The sequence below is a fragment of the Campylobacter sp. LMG 17559 genome (assembly GCF_024723605.1).
In the GTDB taxonomy this organism is placed as follows: domain Bacteria; phylum Campylobacterota; class Campylobacteria; order Campylobacterales; family Campylobacteraceae; genus Campylobacter_D.
In genome coordinates this window covers 1-296 of record NZ_JANQCZ010000074.1, presented here as the reverse complement: position 1 = coordinate 296, position 296 = coordinate 1, and the positions used below count along the sequence as shown (strand labels likewise).

Here is a 296-nt window from a genome sequence, read left to right as displayed (position 1 = left end):
AATCCAAAGGCTCTTTCCCCATTGATTTTCCTATATCTGCTTTAAAAGCATTTTCACATTCTATATATTCTTTTGAAGTTTTATCTTTTAGTATAGAGTCTCTATTATCTTTACAATATTTTAAAGCATCTTTTAATTCTTTTTCATTTTTAGCATCTTTAAAATATTCCATAGACTTAGGCTCTGATGAACAAGCACCTAAAAAAACAATAAGACTAAAAGAAGCTAACCCTAAAACTACTTTTTTCATTTTATATCCTTGATATATTTTTTAAATATGTTAGTTATATTTTAAT

General features: G+C 24.3%; 1 protein-coding gene. It reads right to left on the bottom strand.

Annotated elements, in window-relative coordinates; all coding sequences use genetic code 11:
- The coding region (locus tag CAMP5082_RS08370) for an EexN family lipoprotein (RefSeq protein WP_337206445.1) at positions 1 to 250 on the bottom strand (250 nt) is incomplete at its 3' end.
- Between the last annotated feature and the right edge of the window lie 46 nt (positions 251 to 296).